We start from the raw sequence: 20,065 nt of genomic DNA, 5'->3' as shown, positions 1-20,065 counted from the left end.
CGGCAAATAAAAACGCCCGATGCAAACTGCATCGGGCGTTTTTGATTAACAACCAAGGTTAACCTGTGCGGTTATTGAGAAAATCTCGATAAGCATAACCGCTTCGTTTAATGGTTCTTTCCTGAGTGTGATAGTCGACGTACGTTAGACCAAAGCGCTTGCTGTAACCTTCAGCCCATTCAAAGTTATCCATCAGACTCCAGGCAAAATAGCCGCGTATATCCACACCATGCTCAATGGCTTGATGCACGGCGTTTATGTGACCATTTAAATAACGTACACGCTGATCGTCATTGATCTCTCCATCAATGATCTGGTCTGCACAAGCGGCGCCATTCTCGGTAATGTAAATAGGCGGTAAGCTATATTGTTTGTGAAGATTTACTAACAGCTCAGTGAAGGCATGTGGGGCGATTTCCCAACCGATATCAGTATATTCAACTTTTGAGTTGCTGTTCTTAACATCCTGGAACAGGTTACTGGCATCGTAGGCATTGTGGTTGCAGGTGTAGAAATTCATGCCCAAGAAATCAATCGGCTGAGAAATGATCTCCATATCACCAGGTAAAATGGTGGGCAAATATTGAGGTGCGACAGTGTTGAGTAACTGTGGATATTGCCCTTTCATCAGTGGCTCGATGAAAAACTGATTGTCTAGAGTTTCTCTCATCAAGCAAGCAAATTGGTCTTCGGCTTTTTCACTGGCCGCGTAAGAGCGGTTCATATTCAGCACGATACCGACCTGAGATTTTGGCGCATTTTTGCGAATAATTGGCAGTGCCAAACCATGAGCCAGTAAAATATGATGCGCAGCTTGTCTGCCGTATTCTGGTTTGTTTAGCCCAGGTGCATGTATGCCTAGTTCATAACCTAATATTGCTGCGCAAAAAGGTTCGTTGAAGGTGGCCCAGCTATCCACGTATTCAGCAAACTCTTTGGTGACTAAGTCAGCGTAGTGTTTGAATTGGTATGCTGTTTCTCGATTTAGCCAGCCGCCTTTGTCTTCGAGATATTGTGGTAGATCCCAATGGTAGAGGGTAACAAATACTGTTAGGCCTTCGGCTTTAAGCTTTTTGAGTAAATTGCGATAAAAATCCAATCCGGCTTGGTTTGCTTCGCCATCTTCTGTCATGACTCGAGGCCAAGCGATAGACAATCGATAAGCATCTACACCTAAGTTTTTAATTAACTGGATGTCTTGTTCCCATAAATGATAATGGTCACATGCCTGCACGCCATTATCTGCGTTTTTTACTTTGCCTGGAGTGGCACAAAATGTGTCCCAAATACTAGGAAGGCGATTGTCAGCTTTTGATGCTCCTTCGACTTGAAAAGCTGCGGTGGCAACGCCGAAAGTAAAATCGGTACTAAGCATTTTAGAGTTTGATGGTAGGGTGATTGACATGATGTCCTCAGTCTTATTTATTCTGCTCAGGAATGAGTATGTTGTGGTAAAGGTACTGGAGGATATTGAAAAGCGTCAACAAGGGCTCAGGTGTTTTAGAAATTTAAGATTATTTAAGTGTATTTTAAGAGCTTTTTAGCAGCGAATATAGCGCATTGGCGTCAGTTTTCGACCTTGTGCTGTATAAGCAAGGAAGCGACTTTGTAACTCTTCTGGTAACATTTCTGTGGGGATGGTCATAAAATGATTTCTCGTATAAAAAGGCACAAGATGCGCAAAGGCGAAACAGTATGTTGGCTTACTGATTAATGCGAGATGAATGTTATTGATCAGGTGGCTACCAAGACCAAGGTGGCGATGGTTAGGCTCTGTTACCATACCGGTAAGTAATTGGCATTCGTAAAATTGTTTAAGTCTTAAAGCGCAAAGGATTTTTCCCTGATGTCTTATGACCCAAATAGGATCTGCTTTGTTGGGTTTTCCACTTGGGTAATGCGCTTGATAAAATTTCTTCACTAATGGAAACCAGAGTGAAGGGACTTGTTCAGGAGTGGAGTAGGATGTATTCATAGTTAATGGGTCAGAAATGGAGTGTTTGATATTAGCATAATCAGTAATCTTATCGCGTCAGTGAAATTGATGAGCAGGACAGTAGGAGAGAATATCGTGCGGCAGAAAATAGTCTGGTGGTGCTTTTGTGTTTTGGTGTCATCTGTTTCTATGATAGGGCAGGCAGCAGAAAAGCAGACGCAGTTCATTTATGAGCCAGAAGAGTCTTTTGCTCATTATATTTTGCGTGCAGAACAATATGTGAATGAACGTAAAACGTGGGTGAATAGCGATGATAAGCCAAGAGAGCTGGCCGCTGTTCAGCCTTTTGAGCTCTTGCCTGATGCTAAAAACTGTGTGGGCAAGGAGCGTATTGGGGTATTGTTGTCGCACGGTTTATCTGATTCTCCTTTTTCGATGAGAGATCCAGCGCTTGCCTTGCAGGCGGCATGTTATCAAGTTCGTGTCGTATTGTTGCCTGGTCATGGTACAAAATCTGAGGATCTTCTTACTGTTGCCCGCGATGATTGGCGAGCGACATTTCAAAATGCCGCTGATCAGTTTAGTAAAGAAGTCGATGTCATGTATGTGGGTGGGTTCTCTACTGGTGGCGCGTTAGCGACGGAATATGCGTGGCAGCATTCAGATAAAGTGGCAGGTGCTATATTGTTCTCACCATTATTCAAGATAAATAGCAGTATTGATTGGCTTTCTCCATGGTTGTCACTGGTTAAAGACTGGTTAGATAATTACCCAAGTGATGATTTTGCTAAGTACGCTTCTATACCTCTTCCTGCTATTGCTGAAGTGTATAAATTGGCAAAAGAAGTGCGCAATCTTGTTCTTGATAACCCAAAAGATGTCCCAGTGTTTATCGCCTTATCGGAAGATGACCAAACCGTAGATGCTTCTGTGTCTGAAACTGTTTTTAAAAAGGGGATGATTGGACCTAAGAGTCAAATGGTGCTTTATAGTAAAGACCAAATGAATGCGAATAGTGATCGCATTAAGGTTTACAATACCGATTGGCCAGAGGAACGAATTTTTGGGCTTTCACATATGGCGATTCATGGTAGTCCTGATAATACCTATTATGGTGAAACGGGGGAGTATCGTATTTGTGGCTGGTATCTCTCCGATGAAGCTTTATACAAAAAATGCCGAACGGATGAGAATAACTGGTTTGGTGAAGGTTCTGATTTATTAACGGAAAATAGTCCCCATGCGGCTAGAATTTCGTGGAACCCAGATTTTAATGCGCTAATGAAAGAAGTCACTTTTTTTATCAAGGCAAATGCGAATAGCAAATAAGTAAAGAGGACAGCGAATGGCTGAGGGTATAGGTGATGCGCTGGCATCGATTGAAATCACTCAATCGCAAATAGATCAGTATCATACTGATGGTTATTTGGTTTTGGAGTCCGTTGTTTCTGAGAGAGTATGTGATGCACTGAAAAGTCGTATGTCAGAACTGATGGCGTCTTTTGAGCCGGATACCGTACGCTCGATTTTCACAACCAATGAGCAATCTAGACACACAGACCAGTACTTTATGGAATCGGCGAATAACGTGTCGTTCTTTTTTGAAGAGGAAGCGTTTGATGATGCTGGAGCGCTTAAGCAGCCACTTGAATTATCGATCAATAAAGTTGGGCACGGCCTTCATTTTCAAGATCCAGTTTTTAAAGCGTTTTCATTGTCTGCGGTTTGGGGAGAGTTGCTTTCTAAGTTGGGGATGATTGAACCTCGCGCAGCGCAATCCATGTACATTTTTAAACAACCGGGCATTGGTGGTGAAGTGAATTGTCATCAGGACAGTACTTTTCTCTATACCACGCCAATGAGTGTTATTGGGCTATGGTTTGCGGTAGAGGATGCCACACTTGAAAATGGCTGTCTTTGGGGGATACCTAAAGGGCATCAGCATGGTTTGTTAAAACGTTTTGAACGCAATAGCCCAGAGTCAATAGAAACCAAAATGGTTACATTGAAAGAGCATGAGTGGGATCAAAGTGAATTAGTGGCAATACCAGTACCTAAAGGTTCTTTAGTCGTTTTGAACGGTGAATTTCCACATCTTAGCTACGCGAATCGATCTGGAGTGTCTCGACATGCCTATGCTATCCACGCGGTTGATGACACCTGTGAGTATCCCGAATTAAACTGGCTTCAGGCTGCGAAGGGGAGCTCTTTTGTTCCGTTTCAAGCGAAGTAAAATTGATATTGGAGAGTGTTGATGCAAGCTGTCTTGGCTCTGCTTAGTGATAACGAATTTCATTCAGGTGAAGAGTTGGGCGCTGCATTGGGGGTTACCCGAGCGGCGGTTTGGAAAAAGCTGAAAAAGTTAGAGTCCATAGGTATCACTGTTCACTCAGTAAAAGGTCGAGGTTATCGTTTGCCTAGCCCCATTGAGCTGTTGTCAGAAGAAAAGTTGCGTGAAAATGGTTTGCCAAGCGAGGTGACGGTCAAGCTCGCTTTTGAAACAGAGTCAACTAACGGCGATGCTAAGCAGTATATTTCTCAAGGTGGGTCTTTGCCTGCTTTGATCTCGGTTGAGCGTCAGACTCAAGGTAAGGGGCGCCGCGGTCGACAATGGGAGTCCGGGGTGGCGAAAAATATTACGCTTTCTTTTGCATGGCGTTTTGATAATGGACCACATGTTGTTGAAGGTCTGAGTTTAGCGGTTGGTGTGGCCGTTGCCCGGGTTTTAAAAAAGGCTGGCATACCTAACCCAGGGTTGAAATGGCCTAATGATGTTCAGGTTGATGGACAGAAGATTTGTGGCATCTTATTAGAAATGGTGGCAGATCAAGATGTTTGTCATGTGATTATTGGCGTTGGGCTGAATATCGAAATGGACGATGCCTTTATGGCTCACGTTGATCAGCCGTGGACTGACCTTGTTTCTCGTCTGCAATCTCGGCCAAGCCGTAATGTTATTTTAGCTGAATTGACTAAGGAACTTGTTGAGATATGCCAATTGTTTGAAGACGGTAATGGCATGAAGCACTTTCAGCACCAATGGCAAGCATATGATGTCTTATTTAATCAGACTGTCACTGTCAGTACAGTATCTCAGCAACGTCAGGGGGTTGCTCGAGGTATTGATCAAAAAGGTGCGTTGCTTTTAGAAGAAAATGGCGAGCTGGTGGCTCTTCATGGAGGAGAAATTAGTGTCCGTCGAGTCTAGGCTTTTAGTAATAGATGCAGGTAATACTAGTATTAAGTTTACAGCATTTGAGGATGATGAAGTTTTGTGGGTGCAGCGAGGAGAAAGTTATTCAGCTGACACTGAGTTTGTTCCAGATGTTATTTATTTTGCGAGTGTTCGTTCGAAAGAGTTGAGTGCGTTATTGCATGCTGATATACAGGCGGCATTTCCTGATAGTAAGTGGGTTACATTGACAAGTCAGGCGAATGCTTGTGGTGTGACTAATGCTTATAGCGAACCTGAGCGCTTAGGCATTGATCGATGGTTAGGGGTGATTGCAGCTCATCATTTAATACGTGAAGATGCCGTCGTTGTGGATGTTGGTACAGCAATTAAGGTTGATGTTGTTAATAAAAAAGGAGTGCATCTAGGTGGATATATTGCTCCTGGGCTGGCAATGATGGAAGAGTCACTCCTCTCAAAAACAGCGCGCATTCGTTACGATGCCAGTGAAGTTGTGGCTGGGGAAGGCTTGCCTAACTCTACAGCAAGAGCAGTATCAGAAGGGTGTCATGAAATGGCTTTGGGCTTTTTAGAGCGCATTTATCAGCGCTACCAAGACTTTCAATGGGTTGTGACGGGAGGTGATGCAGAGTCACTCTTGAGTTTGCTGGGTGTTTCATTGGAACGTCAGCCAAACTTGGTGGCCATGGGAGCCAAATTGCTCGGTGATGAAGAGGGTAGAGAAAATAAATGAAGTGGCTGTTTCTTTTTATAGTGTTACTTAACGCTGCTTTTTTGAGTTGGCATAGCTTTGTTCAGGATAAGCCAATAGGAGAGAAAGAGTCCGTTTATGGCCCACCTGTTAGTGAAAAAATTCATTTGCTGTCCGAGGCTCCGGCTGTGACAGAGCAAGATTACAATGCTCAAATTTCTTATGGAGAAGGGTTAGAGGATGCGCTTAGTAAGATAATTGACCAAAATTCGGATGACTACCCTTCTCTTTATTGCCCGCGCTTAGAAACAGAACGAGAGGATGATAAAAAACAAATCATTCAAACGTTAGCTGATTTTAAGTGGCCTTATACTGTGAAAGAGGTATCGGGTAAGCGGCCTAAATTTTGGTTGTATATCGCTGCTCCTGACACCCCCGCCATTGCTGAGCGAATTGTGAAAGAGTTGGCTTCTAAATCCATTGATAGTTTTGTTATTAATCGTGCCGAAATGAAGAACCGTATATCGCTAGGCTTATATTCGTCGAAAGAGCGAGCGGAGCAAGCCAAAGAGCGCATTCAAAATGTCTCTGGCTATCCTGTTGATGTTTATGAACATATGCGTAATGTCCCATTGCAACAGATTGATATTGCCCAGCCAGTAGATGAAAACGACTGGGAGCAGTTCATGTCGCGCTTTGATTTGACCAGAATGATGATAAAAGTAGAAAAAAATCCGTGCTAGTGCTTGCAATTGGCAAGATGATTCATATAATGGCTCCCACCTTTTGGGGTGATGCGTTGTAGCGCTGAGTATGTGGAGGGGTTCCCGAGTGGCCAAAGGGAGCAGATTGTAAATCTGCCACGAAAGTTTCGGTGGTTCGAATCCACCTCCCTCCACCAAATGCGGGTATGGTATAGTGGCTATTACCTCAGCCTTCCAAGCTGAAGAGGCGGGTTCGATTCCCGCTACCCGCTCCAATGCTCATGTAGCTCAGTTGGTAGAGCACACCCTTGGTAAGGGTGAGGTCGGCAGTTCAAATCTGCTCATGAGCTCCAGCATTTTCAATGCAAAAGATAGGTGGTTTAGCCGCCTTTTTTATTGTCTGTTTTTTGGGCAGATACCCTTGCTAACAAAAGCTTGTTCAGGTATCATCCTCCGCCCATACGAATGTAGGCCAATAGTTCAATTGGTAGAGCACCGGTTTCCAAAACCGGCTGTTGGGGGTTCGAGTCCCTCTTGGCCTGCCATTTTTCGTATCCTATTTCTTAGTTAGGGATCACCTGAAGTATGAGTTCGAGTACTGAAGCTCAATCATCTCGCGGAGATGTATTTAAGTGGGCGATTGTTGTTCTGCTAGTTGCGGTAGGCGTGATTGGTAATAACTATTATTCTGCTGAGTCACTATTGTATCGCTTAATCGCTATCTTGGTGTTGGCTGGTGTCGCTGGTTTTATTGCGTTGCAGACTGTGAAGGGGAAGGCTTTTTTTACTTTAGCGAAAGAAGCAAAAACTGAAATTCGCAGAGTTGTGTGGCCAACAAGACAAGAGACTGTGCAAACTACTTTAATAGTGTTGGCGGTTGTTGTTTTTATGTCTCTCGTACTATGGGGGGTGGATTCGCTCCTTGGTTGGATCGTTTCCTCGGTAATTAGTTAGGAGTTGCTCGTGACCAAACGATGGTATGTAGTACAGGCGTACTCAGGGTACGAAAAGCACGTAATGCGTTCGCTTATAGAGCGAGTGCAGGTTATGGGGCAAGAAGAGAATTTTGGTGACATCTTGGTCCCGACTGAAGAAGTGGTCGAGATTCGAGATGGCAAGAAGCGCAAGAGTGAAAGAAAGTTCTATCCAGGTTATGTGTTGGTTCAAATGGAGATGAATGATGACTCTTGGCATTTGGTTAAAGGCACGTCGCGCGTACTAGGTTTTATTGGTGGTACGGCTGATAAGCCTTCGCCGATTACGTCTCGCGAAGCGGATGCTATTCTACAGCGTGTTAGTGATGGAGTGGATAAACCCCGTCCTAAGACTTTGTTTGAAGTGGGTGAGGTGGTTCGTGTTAACGAAGGTCCATTTGCCGATTTCAATGGTGTTGTAGAAGAAGTGGATTACGATAAAAGTCGAATCAAGGTGGCTGTGCTTATTTTTGGGCGCTCTACGCCGGTTGATTTGGAATTTAGTCAGGTTGAAAAAGCCTGATTTTGTTGAACGGGTAGCCTTCGGGCGGTGACCCAATTGGAGTTAAAAAATGGCTAAGAAAGTCCAAGCTTATATCAAGCTGCAAGTTAAAGCGGGTCAAGCGAACCCAAGTCCACCAGTTGGTCCAGCTCTTGGTCAGCACGGTGTGAACATCATGGAATTCTGTAAAGCGTTCAATGCCAAAACACAAGGTGTTGAGCCAGGTCTTCCTACGCCAGTTATCATCACTGTATACAGTGACCGTAGTTTTACATTTGAAACGAAATCTACTCCAGCATCTGTATTGCTTAAAAAAGCAGCAGGTTTGAAGAGTGGTTCTCCACGTCCAAACACTCAGAAAGTTGGTACGGTTACTCGTGCACAGCTTGAAGAGATCGTTGTTGCTAAGCAGGCTGATTTGACTGCTTCTGACATGGATGCAGCAGTTCGTACTATTGCTGGTAGCGCACGCGCTATGGGTCTAGAAGTTGAGGGTGTTAACTAATGGCTAAATTAACTAAACGCGCTCGCTTGATCGCTGAAAAAGTAGAAGCAACTAAATTTTACTCTGTAGAAGAGGCTGTTGCTCTATTGTCTGAGCTTTCTACTGTTAAGTTTAAAGAGTCTATCGACGTATCTGTAAACCTAGGCGTTGATCCACGTAAATCTGATCAGGTTGTTCGTGGTTCTACTGTATTGCCTCACGGTGCTGGTAAAGATGTTCGTGTTGCTGTATTTGCACAAGGTGCAAACGCAGAAGCGGCGAAAGAAGCTGGTGCAGATGTTGTTGGTTTTGAAGATTTGGCTGAACAAGTTAAAGCTGGCAACCTTGATTTTGATGTCGTTATCGCATCTCCAGATGCAATGCGTATCGTTGGCCAGCTTGGTCAGGTTTTAGGTCCTCGTGGTCTAATGCCTAACCCTAAAGTTGGTACAGTAACACCTGATGTTGCGACTGCAGTGAAAAATGCAAAAGCAGGTCAAGCTCGTTACCGCACAGATAAAAATGGTATCATCCACGCAGCTGTTGGCTCTATTGAGTTTGCTGCAGATGCTATCAGAGGGAACGTTGAAGCGCTTTTGACCGATTTACGTCGTGCAAAACCTGCGTCTTCTAAAGGCGTTTACCTGAAAAAAGTGACTTTGTCCTCTACAATGGGACCTGGTCTACAAATTGATCTAGGTGCACTTAATTCTACTAAGTAATTAATGTGTCTAGTTCATGAGCTTTGGGGTCTGTTTATTTTTAAGCAGGCCGTCAAAGACCGCAGGAACCTAATGGTTTAATAAAACGTTGATAAATGTTTGTCCTGCGCAGATGGTGTGGCCCGATTCAGAAATACTTGGATCTAACTCACCAGCAAGTACTTCGAGAAATCGAAGAGTTGGTAAAAAATAAGAGGCGATTTGCCTCTGCTAATCCAGGAGAAAACCAGTGGCATTAGGTCTAGAAGACAAAAAAGCCATTGTCGCCGAAGTTAGCGAAGCGGCCAAAACTGCGTTGTCTGCAGTTGTAGCTGACTCTCGCGGTGTTACCGTGAGCAGCATGACTGCACTTCGTAAAGAAGCGCGTGAAGCAGGCGTATTTGTACGTGTTGTACGAAATACCTTGGCTCGCCGTGCAGTTGAAGGTACTGACTTCGAATGTCTAACTGAGAGCTTTGTTGGTCCTACGCTAATCGCTTTCTCAAACGAACACCCAGGTGCGGCGGCTCGTTTGTTGAAAACTTTTGCGAAAGCGAATGACAAGTTTGAAGTTAAGGCGTTGGCGTTCAACGGTGAGTTGATCCCAGCTGGCGACATTGATCGTTTGGCAACATTGCCTACATACGACGAAGCTATTGCGAAATTGATGAGTGTAATGCAGGGCGCAACAAGCAAACTTGCACGTACTCTTGCAGCGATTCGCGACCAAAAAGAGCAAGAAGCGGCGTAATACGAATTATCGTATCGTTTCTTGATAAATATTTTGTTTTATCGCTCTCGGGCGATTATAAAAGAATGCTAGGAATCTGAGTCATGGCTCTAACTAAAGAAGATATCATCAATGCAGTAGCAGAAATGTCTGTGATGGACGTTGTTGAACTAATTTCTGCAATGGAAGAAAAATTCGGTGTAACTGCAGCTGTAGCGGCTGCTGGTCCTGCTGCTGAAGCGGGTCCTGCTGCTGAAGCGGGTCCTGCTGCTGAAGCGCAAACTGAATTTGACGTTGTTCTTACTGCTGCAGGCGATAAGAAAGTTAACGTAATTAAAGCAGTTCGTGCAGCAACTGGCCTAGGCTTGAAAGAAGCTAAAGCAATCGTTGACGGCGCTCCAATGACTGTTAAAGAAGGCGCTTCTAAAGAAGACGCTGAAGCACTTAAGAAAGAGCTTGAAGAAGCTGGTGCATCTGTCGAAATCAAGTAATGATACTTGTATTTCCAGATTTCGACCAATAGTCGAAATGGCTGGTGACATTATTGTCGCCGGCCTTTTTGGGTTTCTAAAACTCAAATAAAACTTAAAAGAATTTTCACATGGGAGATAATGCTCCCATAAATGGTAAGGCCTGATTTGGGCCTTTTGCGTCAATGTGCACAAGCTGGGGAATGCTGATGGCTTACTCATACACTGAGAAAAAACGTATCCGTAAGGATTTCGGTAAACTGCCGCCCGTTTTGGATGTGCCATACTTGCTGGCAATTCAGCTTGAATCCTACCGTAATTTTCTGCAGGAAGGTAAAAGCCTTGCAGAGCGTGGGGAATTAGGTCTGCATGGGGCCTTTAAATCTGTCTTTCCAATGGTCAGCTTTTCCGGCAATGCGGCGCTAGAATACGTCGATTACCGTTTAGGCAAGCCAGTTTTTGATGTTAAAGAGTGTCAGTTGCGTGGTGTTACTTACGCGGCACCTTTACGAGTTCGTGTTCGACTCATTATTTATGATAAAGAGTCGTCCAACAAAGCAATCAAAGACATTCGCGAGCAAGAAGTCTACATGGGCGAAATTCCGCTTATGACAGACAATGGTACCTTTGTAATTAACGGGACTGAACGTGTTATTGTTTCTCAATTACACCGTTCTCCTGGTGTGTTCTTTGATCACGATCGTGGTAAGACACACTCTTCAGGCAAACTATTACACTCTGCTCGTATTATTCCTTACCGTGGTTCATGGTTGGACTTCGAGTTTGATCCAAAAGACTGCGTATTTGTTCGTATTGACCGTCGTCGTAAGCTGCCAGCAACGATTTTGTTGCGCGCTTTAGGATATGGCACCGAGCAAATTCTAGATACTTTCTTTGATACTACGCGTTTCTATCTGAAGCGTGATGGCTTTGAAATGGATCTAATTGCCAACCGCCTTCGTGGCGAGACGGCATTGTTTAATATTGCTGATGCGAATGGCGAACTGATTGTAGAAGAAGGTCGTCGTATTACCGCTAAGCATATTCGTACGATGGAAAAAGCAGGTCTTGAGCGTCTATCTGTGCCGCTTGAGTATATGCTTGGTAAAGTGACAGCGAAAAACTTAGTTCACCCTTCTACAGGTGAGTTGATCGCAGAAGCCAATACTGAGTTGTCTGTCGACTTGTTGGAAGCGTTGGTTTCCTCAGGTATCACTGAAGTAGAAACGCTTTATACGAACGATTTGGACAGTGGTCCATTTATTTCTGACACGCTTCGTATTGATCCGACTAGTAATCAGTTGGAAGCTTTGGTTGAAATCTACCGTATGATGCGTCCTGGCGAGCCACCGACCAAAGAGTCGGCTGAAGGCTTGTTTCAAGGCTTGTTCTTCTCAGAAGATCGTTATGATCTATCTGGCGTTGGTCGAATGAAATTTAACCGTCGTTTAGGTCGTGAAGAAGATACGGGTGCTGGTGTTCTTGATAACGACGACATCGTTGCTGTGTTGAAGACTTTGCTGGATATCCGTAATGGTAACGGCATGGTAGATGACATCGATCACTTGGGTAACCGTCGAGTGCGTTCTGTTGGTGAAATGGCCGAGAACCAATTCCGTGTTGGCCTTGTTCGTGTCGAGCGTGCAGTAAAAGAACGTTTGTCTATGGCGGAAGCTGATGGCCTTATGCCACAAGATCTTTTGAATGCGAAGCCTGTTGCGGCTGCAATCAAAGAGTTCTTTGGCTCTAGTCAGTTGTCTCAGTTCATGGACCAAAACAACCCGCTATCTGAAGTAACGCATAAGCGCCGTGTTTCTGCATTAGGGCCTGGTGGTTTGACACGTGAGCGTGCGGGCTTTGAGGTTCGTGACGTACACGCTACTCACTATGGTCGTGTTTGTCCTATCGAAACACCTGAAGGTCCAAACATCGGTTTGATCAACTCGCTTTCTACTTACGCGCGCACTAATAGCTATGGCTTCTTAGAAACGCCTTACCGTAAGATTATCGATGGCAAAATGACGGACGAAACAGTTTATGTTTCGGCAATCGATGAAGCAAAATATGTTATAGCCCAAGCATCTGCAAATGTTGATGCGGAAGGTCGTTTGGTTGATGAGTTGGTTCAGGTGCGTCATATGCACGAAACGACTTTGATTCCAAAAGAAAAAGTAAACCTAATGGACGTGTCTCCTCGTCAGGTTGTTTCTGTTGCGGCGTCTTTGATTCCGTTCCTAGAGCATGATGATGCGAACCGTGCATTGATGGGATCGAACATGCAGCGTCAGGCTGTGCCAACACTTAAGGCTGATAAGCCAGTGGTTGGTACGGGTATGGAAAAGAATGTCGCAAAAGACTCTGGTGTTTGTATCGTTGCTAACCGTGGCGGTGTGATTGAATCTGTTGATGCAAGTCGTATCGTTGTACGTGTAAATTCAGAAGAAACAATTGCTGGTGAAGCGGGTGTAGATATCTACAACCTGACTAAGTATGTACGTTCTAACCAGAACACATGTATTAACCAGCGTACCTTGGTTATGAAAGGTGAGAAGGTTGCTTCTGGCGATATTATGGCAGACGGTCCTTCTGTTGATATGGGTGATTTGGCGCTTGGTCAAAACATGCGTATTGCTTTCATGCCTTGGAACGGTTTTAACTTCGAGGACTCGATTCTTGTCTCTGAGCGTGTAGTAGAAGAAGATCGCTTTACTTCTATTCACATCCAAGAGCTCACTTGTGTGGCTCGTGATACTAAGCTTGGGCCTGAAGAGATTACTTCTGATATCCCTAATGTGGGTGAAGGTGCGCTTTCTAAGCTGGATCAGTCTGGGATTGTTTACATTGGTGCTGAAGTTGAACCGGGAGATATTCTGGTTGGTAAAGTGACGCCGAAAGGTGAAACACAGCTGACGCCTGAAGAGAAACTTTTGCGAGCGATCTTCGGTGAGAAAGCGTCCGACGTTAAAGATACGTCTCAGCGAGTTAAAACAGGTACACGCGGTACGGTTATCGATGTGCAAGTATTTACTCGTGATGGCATTGAAAAAGACGAACGCGCAAAATCTATTGAGAAGTCGCAGCTTGATCAAGTCCGTAAAGACTTGAACGAAGAATTCCGTATCGTTGAAAAAGCGACATTTGAACGTTTAGCTGAGGCTTTAATTGGTCAGCAAGCGGAAGGTGGTCCGAGTTTGGCTCGTAATGCCATTATTACGGAAGAGTACTTAGCGAATTTAGATCATCCTGAATGGTTCAAAATTCGTGTGGCCAATGAAGAAGCCAGTGAGCAGCTTGAAAAAGCGCAAGCGGCTTTGATTGAACGCCGTAAAGAGCTTGATGCGAAATTTGAAGACAAGAAGCGTAAGCTGCAAACAGGTGATGATTTAGCACCTGGTGTTCTTAAAATCGTTAAGGTTTATGTTGCTATTAAGCGTCGTATTCAGCCAGGTGATAAAATGGCCGGTCGTCACGGTAACAAGGGTGTAATCTCTAAAATTATGCCTGTTGAAGATATGCCGTACGATGAAAATGGCGACCCTGTTGATATCGTGTTGAACCCATTGGGTGTACCTTCACGTATGAACGTTGGTCAGGTGCTTGAAACGCATTTGGGTGCGGCTTCTAAAGGCTTGGGTCGTAAGATTAATGAAATGTTAGCCGCTGAGCGTGAAAAAGCCGAAGCCGTTGCCGAGTTACGTAGTTTCCTTGATGAGATCTACAACGGTTACGAAGGTGATTTGCGTTGTGCGCGTACGGAAGATTTAGACAGCTTCACAGACGAGGAAATCCTAACCTTGGCACATAACCTGAAAGGTGGTGTTCCAATGGCGTCAGGTGCCTTTGATGGTGCGAAAGAAGCTGAGATTAAACGTATGTTGCGTCTTGCTGGAATCAACGAGAGCGGACAAGTTAAATTGTTTAACGGCCGTACGGGTGATGCATTTGAGCGTCCTGTAACTGTTGGTTACATGTACATGCTGAAATTGAACCACTTGGTTGATGACAAAATGCACGCACGTTCTACTGGCTCATACAGCTTGGTTACTCAGCAGCCGCTGGGTGGTAAAGCGCAGTTTGGTGGACAACGTTTCGGTGAGATGGAGGTGTGGGCACTAGAAGCATATGGTGCTGCTTACACACTTCAAGAGATGTTGACAGTGAAATCCGATGATGTGAATGGCCGTACTAAGATGTATAAAAACATCGTGGATGGTGATCACAGAATGGAGCCTGGCATGCCTGAGTCCTTCAACGTGTTGGTGAAAGAGATTCGTTCTCTTGGTATCGATATCGAGCTGGAAAACGAATAATCACGAATCACATTTGACCTGCTGGGGAGCAAGACTCCCCGGCCTTACGAGTGGGGCGAATATACATGAAAGACTTATTAGGTCTTCTAAAATCACAGGGACAATCTGACGAGTTTGATGCGATCCGCATTGGCTTGGCATCACCAGATATGATTCGTTCATGGTCTTACGGTGAAGTTAAGAAGCCGGAGACCATCAACTACCGTACGTTCAAGCCTGAGCGTGACGGTTTGTTCTGTGCAAAAATCTTTGGTCCTATTAAGGACTACGAATGCTTGTGTGGTAAATACAAGCGTTTAAAACACCGCGGTGTTATTTGTGAGAAATGTGGTGTTGAGGTAGCTCTGTCAAAAGTGCGTCGTGAACGCATGGGCCACATTGAGCTTGCTTCACCTGTTGCGCACATTTGGTTCTTAAAATCTCTACCGTCTCGTATCGGTCTTATCATGGATATGACACTACGTGACATCGAGCGTGTTCTGTATTTTGAGTCTTTCATTGTGATTGACCCGGGTATGACGACGCTTGATAAAGGCCAGTTGCTAAATGATGAACAGTATTTTGAAGCGTTAGAAGAATTCGGTGACGAATTTGATGCCCGTATGGGGGCAGAAGCGGTTCAGATGTTGCTTCGCGATTTAGACATGCCTGAAGAAATAAACCGCATGCGTGAAGAGCTAAACAGCACGAACTCTGAAACTCGTATTAAGAAGCTGTCTAAGCGTCTTAAGCTGGTTGAAGCCTTCTATCATTCTGGTAATAACCCAGAGTGGATGGTTTTAGAGGTGTTGCCTGTTCTTCCACCAGATCTACGTCCATTGGTGCCACTTGAAGGTGGTCGTTTTGCGACGTCTGATTTGAACGACCTTTACCGTCGTGTGATTAACCGTAACAACCGTCTTAAACGTCTATTAGAGCTTTCTGCTCCAGATATCATCGTGCGCAACGAAAAGCGTATGTTGCAAGAGTCTGTTGATGCTTTGCTTGATAATGGTCGTCGTGGTCGTGCGATTACGGGTTCTAACAAACGTCCATTGAAATCTTTGGCAGATATGATCAAAGGTAAGCAGGGTCGTTTCCGTCAGAACTTGCTAGGTAAGCGTGTAGACTACTCTGGTCGTTCTGTAATCACAGTGGGTCCATCACTGCGTCTACATCAGTGTGGTCTACCTAAGAAAATGGCACTTGAGCTATTCAAGCCATTCATTTTCTCTAAACTTGAACTTCGTGGCATGGCGACGACGATCAAAGCGGCTAAGAAAATGGTTGAGCGTGAAACACCTGAAGTGTGGGATATCCTAGATGAGGTTATCCGCGAACATCCAGTGATGTTGAACCGTGCGCCAACACTTCACCGTTTGGGTATCCAAGCGTTTGAACCTATGTTGATCGAAGGTAAAGCGATTCAGTTGCACCCATTAGTATGTGCGGCATACAACGCCGACTTCGATGGTGACCAAATGGCGGTTCACGTTCCATTGACTCTAGAAGCTCAGTTAGAAGCACGAGCTTTGATGATGTCTACGAACAACATCCTATCACCAGCAAACGGTGAACCTATTATTGTTCCTTCTCAGGACGTGGTATTGGGTCTGTACTACATGACACGTGAGAAAATCAATGCCAAAGGTGAAGGCATGGCATTTTCTGACATCAAAGAAGTACACCGTGCGTATGGTGCGAAACAAGTTGAATTGCATGCAAAAGTAAAGGTACGTATCAGCCAAGTTGATACGACACTTGATGGCGAAAAAGTGCCGTCTACTTTTATTGCGGATACAACAGTGGGCCGTGCTTTATTGTTTGATATCGTTCCTGATGGCCTACCATTCTCTGTGGTTAACCAAACCATGAAGAAAAAAGCGATCTCTAACTTGATCAACGAGTGTTATCGTAAAGTTGGTTTGAAAGAGAGCTGTATTTTTGCCGATCAGTTGATGTATACAGGTTTTGCGTATGCGACAGCGTCAGGCTCTTCTGTGGGTGTAGATGACTTTGTTATCCCACCTGAGAAAGCTGAGATCATCGCTAAGGCAGAAGCGGAAGTTAAAGAAATCGAATACCAATATGCTGATGGTCTTGTAACGCAAGGCGAGAAGTACAACAAAGTAATCGATTTATGGTCTCGTACCAACGAGACGGTAACGGAAGCTATGATGCAAAACTTGGCGAAAGAGATGACTGTCAATAAAGCGGGTGAAGAGGTTGAACAGCAATCTTTTAACTCAGTTTATATGATGGCTGACTCTGGTGCCCGTGGTAGTGTTGCTCAGATGCGTCAGTTGGGTGGTATGCGTGGTTTGATGGCGAAACCAGATGGTTCCATCATCGAAACTCCGATCACTGCGAACTTCCGTGAAGGTTTATCGGTACTTCAGTACTTTACCTCTACTCACGGTGCTCGTAAGGGTCTTGCCGATACGGCATTGAAAACGGCTAACTCTGGTTACTTAACTCGTCGTCTTGTTGATGTTGCGCAAGATTTGGTTATTACCGAAGTAGATTGTGGTTCCACAAACGGTATTTCCGTTGCGGCTATGATTGAAGGTGGTGATGTCGTTGTGCCATTAGGTCAGCGTGTCTTAGGGCGTGTTGTGGCTCAAGATGTCATTGATGCGAAAGGTGATCTTGTTCTTTCTTCTGGTACTTTGATCGACGAGCATGATGTTCGTACGATAGAGAGTGCTGGAGTGGATGAAATGATCATTCGCTCTGTAATTACTTGTGATACTCGCCATGGTGTATGTGCTAAGTGTTATGGTCGTGATCTTGCTCGTGGTCATCAAGTTAACATTGGTGAGGCGATTGGTGTTGTGGCTGCACAGTCAATTGGTGAGCCAGGTACACAGCTTACCATGCGTACTTTCCACATCGGTGGTGCGGCGTCTCGAGCATCTGCTGTAGATAGTGTGCAAGTGAAGAGTGCTGGTACGGTTCGTTTTAATAAGATGAAGAGTATTGAGCGTGACACAGGTCATCTAGTTGTTGCTTCTCGTTCTTCTGAACTGGCTATTGCTGATGAAGCTGGTCGTGAGAAAGAGCGTTATAAGTTACCTTACGGTGCAGTATTGAGTGTACGTGAAGGTGATTCAGTAACTGCTGGTCAAATCGTAGCTAACTGGGATCCTCATACGCACCCAATCGTTTCTGAAATGGAAGGTCGCCTTGAATTCAGTGGTATGGAGGAGAATGTTACAATTCGTCGCCAGTCTGATGAAATGACAGGTTTGACTACCATTGAGGTTATGGAAATACGTGACCGCCCAGCGGCAGGTAAAGACTTGCGTCCAATGATTTCGGTTGTGGATGCTGAGGGTAATCCGGTACTGATTCCTGGCACTGAGTCTCCTGTACAGTACATGTTGCCAGAGAAAGCGCTACTAAGCCTAGATCATGGTGCAACAGTGAAGTCTGGTGAGGTGCTAGCTCGTATCCCACAAGAATCACAAGGTAACAAAGATATTACCGGTGGTTTGCCACGAGTGGCAGACTTATTCGAAGCGCGTCGTCCTAAAGATCCAGCTGTTATGGCGGAAACTAGTGGTGTAGTTAGCTTCGGTAAAGAAACAAAAGGTAAGATCCGTTTGGTTATCACTCCTCAAAACGGTGATGACCCAGTAGAGACTTTGATTCCTAAATGGCGTCAAATCAACATCTTTGATGGTGAAGAAGTGGCTAAAGGTGAAATTATCGCCGATGGTCCTTTGAGTCCTCATGACATTTTGCGTCTTCAGGGTGTAGAAGCTTTGGCTGATTACATCACAAATGAAGTGCAAGAGGTTTACCGTTTACAGGGCGTTGTGATTAACGATAAACATATTGAAGTTATTGTTAACCAAATGCTGCGTAAAGTGGAAGTTGGTGAGTCTGGTGATACAGATCTTATCCAAGGTGATCAGGTTGAATACACTCAACTACTTGATGCAAACGAAAAAGCTGAAGCTGAGGGTAAATTCCCAGCTAAGTTTGAACGTGTGCTTCTAGGTATCACAAAAGCTTCTTTGGCTACTGAGTCCTTTATATCAGCGGCATCTTTCCAAGAGACAACTCGAGTTCTTACGGAAGGTGCGGTTACTGGTAAGAAAGATCACTTACGTGGCTTGAAAGAAAACGTTGTTGTGGGTCGCTTGATACCAGCTGGTACAGGTTTGGCTTACCACAATGAGCGCAAACGTAAGAAAGAGCTTGCGCAAGCAGCGAAGGAAGGAAGTTCGACAGTAAGTGCATCTGATGTTGAAGAAGCATTGAGTGCAGCACTGAAAGACTAGTTATTTGCTGTTAAATCGTAAGGGAGGTGATTTTTTAGTCGCCTCCCTATTGACTGTTTTATAGGCGCAAATTAAACTTGCGCCTCCTTAATTTTGGCGATTTCCGCCATGAGAATTGGATTTGTGGAGCTTGTCTAATGGCAACCGTTAACCAGTTGGTTCGTAAACCACGTAAACGTAAAGTGGCAAAGAGTGACGTTCCTGCGTTACAAGCTTGTCCGCAACGCCGCGGTGTCTGCACTCGCGTATATACTACTACACCTAAAAAGCCTAACTCGGCTTTGCGTAAAGTATGTCGTGTTCGCTTGACTAACGGCTTCGAAGTTACTTCCTACATCGGTGGTGAAGGTCACAACCTACAAGAACACAGCGTTGTGCTGATTCGTGGCGGTCGTGTAAAAGACCTTCCAGGTGTTCGTTATCACACAGTTCGTGGTAGCTTGGATACTTCTGGCGTACAAAATCGTAAGCAAGGCCGTTCTAAATACGGTACTAAACGTCCTAAGTAAGCTAAGGCTGCTTAATTCATCGTTTAGACATAATTTTTTAATACAGTAAGGCCGAGCAATAATTTAATTGTCTCGGGCGAACCTGAAGAGGATATTGCAATGCCTAGAAGACGCGTCGTCGCTAAGCGTGAGATCCTTCCGGATCCTAAACACGGAAGCCAGATTCTCGCTAAATTCATTAACCATGTAATGGTTAGTGGTAAGAAATCTGTTGCAGAAAGCATTGTTTATGATGCTCTTGATACTATTGCAGCACGTGCTAAGACTGAAGAGCCTATGGCTATCTTCGAAAAAGCACTAGAGTCTATCCAGCCAATGGTTGAGGTTAAATCTCGCCGTGTTGGTGGTGCTACTTACCAAGTTCCTGTAGAAGTTCGTCCAGCTCGCCGCGCAGCTTTATCTATGCGTTGGTTGGTTGATGCTTCTCGTAAGCGTGGTGAAAAATCCATGGCTTTGCGTTTGGCTGGCGAAATCTTAGATGCTGCTGAAAACAAAGGTTCTGCTGTTAAGAAACGTGAAGACGTTCACCGTATGGCAGAAGCGAACAAAGCATTCTCTCACTACCGTTTCTAATCATCCAGAGAAGGATACAC

The 20,065-nt window shown here is 44.7% G+C and carries 17 protein-coding genes and 4 tRNA genes; 19 read left to right on the top strand and 2 right to left on the bottom strand.

What is annotated here, in order from left to right; translation table 11 throughout:
- Nucleotides 1-58 precede the first annotated feature (58 nt).
- Both C0J08_RS21405 and C0J08_RS21400 read right to left on the bottom strand, forming a co-directional pair.
- A complete protein-coding gene (locus C0J08_RS21405) occupies nt 59-1,405 on the bottom strand; it encodes a GH1 family beta-glucosidase (protein ID WP_212653877.1) in 1,347 nt (448 codons plus the stop codon).
- Nucleotides 1,406-1,540: 135 nt separating this feature from the next.
- Nucleotides 1,541-1,975, bottom strand: a complete 435-nt coding sequence (locus C0J08_RS21400; RefSeq protein ID WP_212653876.1) for a GNAT family N-acetyltransferase — start codon at nt 1,973-1,975, stop codon at nt 1,541-1,543.
- A gap of 96 nt (nt 1,976-2,071) precedes the next feature.
- Here C0J08_RS21400 and C0J08_RS21395 point away from each other — a divergent pair, with 96 nt between their 5' ends.
- The 19 genes from C0J08_RS21395 to rpsG all read left to right on the top strand — a co-directional run bounded on the left by C0J08_RS21395 (nt 2,072) and on the right by rpsG (nt 20,045).
- Entirely contained in the window at nt 2,072-3,265 is a 1,194-nt protein-coding gene (locus C0J08_RS21395) for an alpha/beta hydrolase (RefSeq protein ID WP_212653875.1), read from the top strand.
- Nucleotides 3,266-3,281: 16 nt separating this feature from the next.
- Entirely contained in the window at nt 3,282-4,169 is an 888-nt protein-coding gene (locus C0J08_RS21390; RefSeq protein WP_249344414.1) for a phytanoyl-CoA dioxygenase family protein, read from the top strand.
- A gap of 21 nt (nt 4,170-4,190) precedes the next feature.
- Entirely contained in the window at nt 4,191-5,144 is a 954-nt protein-coding gene (locus tag C0J08_RS21385; RefSeq protein ID WP_212653874.1) for a biotin--[acetyl-CoA-carboxylase] ligase, read from the top strand.
- Entirely contained in the window at nt 5,128-5,862 is a 735-nt protein-coding gene (locus C0J08_RS21380; RefSeq protein WP_212653873.1) for a type III pantothenate kinase, read from the top strand. Before C0J08_RS21385 ends, C0J08_RS21380 begins: the two co-directional genes overlap by 17 nt.
- The gene (locus tag C0J08_RS21375) at nt 5,859-6,563 is read left to right on the top strand and encodes an SPOR domain-containing protein (RefSeq protein ID WP_212653872.1); all 705 of its coding nucleotides are present in this window, start codon (nt 5,859-5,861) and stop codon (nt 6,561-6,563) included. Before C0J08_RS21380 ends, C0J08_RS21375 begins: the two co-directional genes overlap by 4 nt.
- 74 nt (nt 6,564-6,637) lie before the next feature.
- Nucleotides 6,638-6,721: transfer RNA gene (locus tag C0J08_RS21370), tRNA-Tyr, on the top strand.
- A 3-nt stretch (nt 6,722-6,724) separates the two neighbouring features.
- A tRNA-Gly gene (locus C0J08_RS21365) sits at nt 6,725-6,799 on the top strand.
- A 2-nt stretch (nt 6,800-6,801) separates the two neighbouring features.
- Nucleotides 6,802-6,877: transfer RNA gene (locus tag C0J08_RS21360), tRNA-Thr, on the top strand.
- A gap of 116 nt (nt 6,878-6,993) precedes the next feature.
- Nucleotides 6,994-7,069: transfer RNA gene (locus C0J08_RS21355), tRNA-Trp, on the top strand.
- 40 nt (nt 7,070-7,109) lie between these two features.
- Nucleotides 7,110-7,478, top strand: a complete 369-nt coding sequence (gene secE / locus C0J08_RS21350; protein WP_212653871.1) for a preprotein translocase subunit SecE — start codon at nt 7,110-7,112, stop codon at nt 7,476-7,478.
- A gap of 9 nt (nt 7,479-7,487) precedes the next feature.
- Nucleotides 7,488-8,021 carry a transcription termination/antitermination protein NusG gene (gene nusG / locus C0J08_RS21345; protein WP_212653870.1) on the top strand — a complete coding sequence of 178 codons (534 nt, stop codon included), beginning with the start codon at nt 7,488-7,490 and terminating at the stop codon, nt 8,019-8,021.
- Between the two features lie 49 nt (nt 8,022-8,070).
- Entirely contained in the window at nt 8,071-8,505 is a 435-nt protein-coding gene (rplK, locus tag C0J08_RS21340; protein WP_110577354.1) for a 50S ribosomal protein L11, read from the top strand.
- Nucleotides 8,505-9,206, top strand: coding sequence for a 50S ribosomal protein L1 (gene rplA / locus C0J08_RS21335; RefSeq protein ID WP_212653869.1), 702 nt, complete (start codon nt 8,505-8,507; stop codon nt 9,204-9,206). The genes rplK and rplA overlap by 1 nt, the downstream gene beginning before the upstream one ends.
- Nucleotides 9,207-9,435: 229 nt before the next feature.
- The gene (gene rplJ / locus C0J08_RS21330) at nt 9,436-9,936 is read left to right on the top strand and encodes a 50S ribosomal protein L10 (protein WP_199477984.1); all 501 of its coding nucleotides are present in this window, start codon (nt 9,436-9,438) and stop codon (nt 9,934-9,936) included.
- Nucleotides 9,937-10,019: 83 nt separating this feature from the next.
- A complete protein-coding gene (gene rplL, locus C0J08_RS21325) occupies nt 10,020-10,406 on the top strand; it encodes a 50S ribosomal protein L7/L12 (RefSeq protein ID WP_212653868.1) in 387 nt (128 codons plus the stop codon).
- Nucleotides 10,407-10,594: 188 nt separating this feature from the next.
- On the top strand, nt 10,595-14,695 hold the full coding sequence (gene rpoB, locus C0J08_RS21320) for a DNA-directed RNA polymerase subunit beta (protein ID WP_212653867.1): 4,101 nt from the start codon (nt 10,595-10,597) through the stop codon (nt 14,693-14,695).
- Nucleotides 14,696-14,760: 65 nt separating this feature from the next.
- A complete protein-coding gene (rpoC, locus tag C0J08_RS21315; RefSeq protein WP_212653866.1) occupies nt 14,761-18,963 on the top strand; it encodes a DNA-directed RNA polymerase subunit beta' in 4,203 nt (1,400 codons plus the stop codon).
- 137 nt (nt 18,964-19,100) lie between these two features.
- Nucleotides 19,101-19,472, top strand: coding sequence for a 30S ribosomal protein S12 (gene rpsL, locus C0J08_RS21310; protein WP_013659444.1), 372 nt, complete (start codon nt 19,101-19,103; stop codon nt 19,470-19,472).
- 99 nt (nt 19,473-19,571) lie between these two features.
- Nucleotides 19,572-20,045, top strand: coding sequence for a 30S ribosomal protein S7 (gene rpsG, locus C0J08_RS21305; protein ID WP_212653865.1), 474 nt, complete (start codon nt 19,572-19,574; stop codon nt 20,043-20,045).
- Nucleotides 20,046-20,065 lie beyond the last annotated feature (20 nt).

This window comes from Marinomonas sp. CT5 (assembly GCF_018336975.1).
Taxonomy (GTDB): Bacteria; Pseudomonadota; Gammaproteobacteria; order Pseudomonadales; family Marinomonadaceae; genus Marinomonas.
This window is presented reverse-complemented; position numbering and strand designations above follow the sequence as displayed.

What these genes read in the sequence shown, in the direction of transcription:
- C0J08_RS21405 (WP_212653877.1), bottom strand. Translation starts at nt 1,405, where the DNA reads ATGTCAATCACCCTACCATCAAACTCTAAAATGCTTAGTACCGATTTT.
- C0J08_RS21400 (WP_212653876.1), bottom strand. Translation starts at nt 1,975, where the DNA reads ATGAATACATCCTACTCCACTCCTGAACAAGTCCCTTCACTCTGGTTT.
- C0J08_RS21390 (WP_249344414.1), top strand. Translation starts at nt 3,282, where the DNA reads ATGGCTGAGGGTATAGGTGATGCGCTGGCATCGATTGAAATCACTCAA.
- C0J08_RS21385 (WP_212653874.1), top strand. Translation starts at nt 4,191, where the DNA reads ATGCAAGCTGTCTTGGCTCTGCTTAGTGATAACGAATTTCATTCAGGT.
- C0J08_RS21375 (WP_212653872.1), top strand. Translation starts at nt 5,859, where the DNA reads ATGAAGTGGCTGTTTCTTTTTATAGTGTTACTTAACGCTGCTTTTTTG.
- secE (WP_212653871.1), top strand. Translation starts at nt 7,110, where the DNA reads ATGAGTTCGAGTACTGAAGCTCAATCATCTCGCGGAGATGTATTTAAG.
- rplK (WP_110577354.1), top strand. Translation starts at nt 8,071, where the DNA reads ATGGCTAAGAAAGTCCAAGCTTATATCAAGCTGCAAGTTAAAGCGGGT.
- rplA (WP_212653869.1), top strand. Translation starts at nt 8,505, where the DNA reads ATGGCTAAATTAACTAAACGCGCTCGCTTGATCGCTGAAAAAGTAGAA.
- rplL (WP_212653868.1), top strand. Translation starts at nt 10,020, where the DNA reads ATGGCTCTAACTAAAGAAGATATCATCAATGCAGTAGCAGAAATGTCT.
- rpoB (WP_212653867.1), top strand. Translation starts at nt 10,595, where the DNA reads ATGGCTTACTCATACACTGAGAAAAAACGTATCCGTAAGGATTTCGGT.
- rpoC (WP_212653866.1), top strand. Translation starts at nt 14,761, where the DNA reads ATGAAAGACTTATTAGGTCTTCTAAAATCACAGGGACAATCTGACGAG.
- rpsL (WP_013659444.1), top strand. Translation starts at nt 19,101, where the DNA reads ATGGCAACCGTTAACCAGTTGGTTCGTAAACCACGTAAACGTAAAGTG.
- rpsG (WP_212653865.1), top strand. Translation starts at nt 19,572, where the DNA reads ATGCCTAGAAGACGCGTCGTCGCTAAGCGTGAGATCCTTCCGGATCCT.